We start from the raw sequence: 1,553 nt of genomic DNA on the forward strand, positions 1-1,553 counted from the left end.
ATTAAAATATAGCAAAACCACTAAATTCAAAATTTAAAATGATTTTACTATATAAATTTTTATTTCAAATTATATCTTTTTTCAAGTTCCCTTTTTATATAAACTGACTGAAATTCTTCTTTTAACATATCCATTATAATCACATCATAAGTTTTTCCCATAATCTCAACTGCTTTTCGCAATCTTCCAACTTCCTTAAAACCAGCTTTTTTATATAAATTATAAGCTGCTTCATTATATTCAAATACACTTAACGATATATTTCTCAAATTTAAAAATGAAAAGCCATAGTCAAGTATTAATTTTACAGCTTCTATTCCATATCCTTTTCTTTGATAATTAGGATTTCCAAGCATAATTCCTATTACTGCTGTGCGATTTAGTAAATCTACTGAATTAAATCCAATATTTCCTAGAAGCTCGTCATTTTTAAGTAATCTAACAGCAAACATTTTTTCTTTTTTTGCTGAAATTAAAAATTCCTTTTCACTTTCGAAATCTATGATATTAGTATAAGAAAGATAGCCCAAACCAACCGAAACTTTTATATCATTAACCATTTCAGCATATTCTTCAACATCATCAAGAGAAATTGGCGAAAGATAAACATTGTCGCCAACTAATGTTTTTAAACATTTTTTATTTTCAAAATTGTTTTCCATTTTATTCCTCCCGAATCAATTTTCCTTTAGTCAATCTTTTCTCGCCGTTTTGTTGAAATTATAAATTTTTCCTTTAAAGTTCCTAAATCATTATCATTCAATGCATCTTTTATTACATCTAGCTCTCTTTCAAACTGCTGTATCATCTTTAAGAGATTTTTTTTATTACCTATAAAAAGTTCTGCCCACAAATCCTCGTTTATTTTCGCAATTCTCGTCAAATCCCGATAAGAATCCCCAATAAAACGATTCGTATCGTACTTTTCACTATCACTATTTACAAGCGAAACCGCAATTGCGTGGGTAAGCTGGCTCGTAAACGCAATAATCTCATCGTGTTCCTGTGCCGTAAGAAAACTGACTTTCTTAAAACCCATGCATTTTACAATTTCTGAGAACAGTTCTAGATTTTCTTTTTTATTTTTTTCATCCTTAATAATTATATAATTGGCATCTTTAAACACTCTACTATCTGCAAAATCAATCCCACGTTTCTCACGTCCTGCCATAGGATGTCCAAAAATGAAGTCAATATTTCTTCCACTCTTCTCAATAATTGGATCAATATCTTTAATAATTTTCTCTTTAATTCCAACAACATCCGTAATTATGGCATTTTCCTTAAAATAATTAATATTATTCACAAAAAACGACTTCATCAAATTTGGATAAAGAGTAATTACCACAAAATCTGACTTTTCCAAAGGTTCTTTAGTTTCTAGAAATCCTTTGTTTATAATATTTTTCTCTTCTGCCTTCTTTATCGTTTCCTCATCAATATCAATCCCATAAACAGTTTTAATACCAATTTCCTTAAAACTCTGTGCAAAAGCAGCTCCAATCACTCCGAGTCCAACTATTGTTACTGTCAAATTTTCTATTTTTTTCAAA

Annotated in this window: 2 protein-coding genes; both read right to left on the reverse strand. The window is 28.9% G+C overall.

The window, feature by feature from the left end; all coding sequences use genetic code 11:
• Positions 1–59: 59 nt before the first annotated feature.
• Positions 60–662: a GNAT family protein gene (locus tag Q0370_RS06250; protein ID WP_299573529.1), complete on the reverse strand. Its 603-nt coding sequence runs from the start codon at positions 660–662 to the stop codon at positions 60–62.
• A gap of 26 nt (positions 663–688) precedes the next feature.
• Positions 689–1,552 carry a prephenate dehydrogenase gene (locus Q0370_RS06255; RefSeq protein ID WP_299573532.1) on the reverse strand — a complete coding sequence of 288 codons (864 nt, stop codon included), beginning with the start codon at positions 1,550–1,552 and terminating at the stop codon, positions 689–691.
• Between the last annotated feature and the right edge of the window lies 1 nt (position 1,553).

Origin of the sequence: uncultured Leptotrichia sp., from assembly GCF_938036635.1 — a bacterium.
In the GTDB taxonomy this organism is placed as follows: Bacteria; Fusobacteriota; Fusobacteriia; order Fusobacteriales; family Leptotrichiaceae; genus Leptotrichia; species Leptotrichia hongkongensis.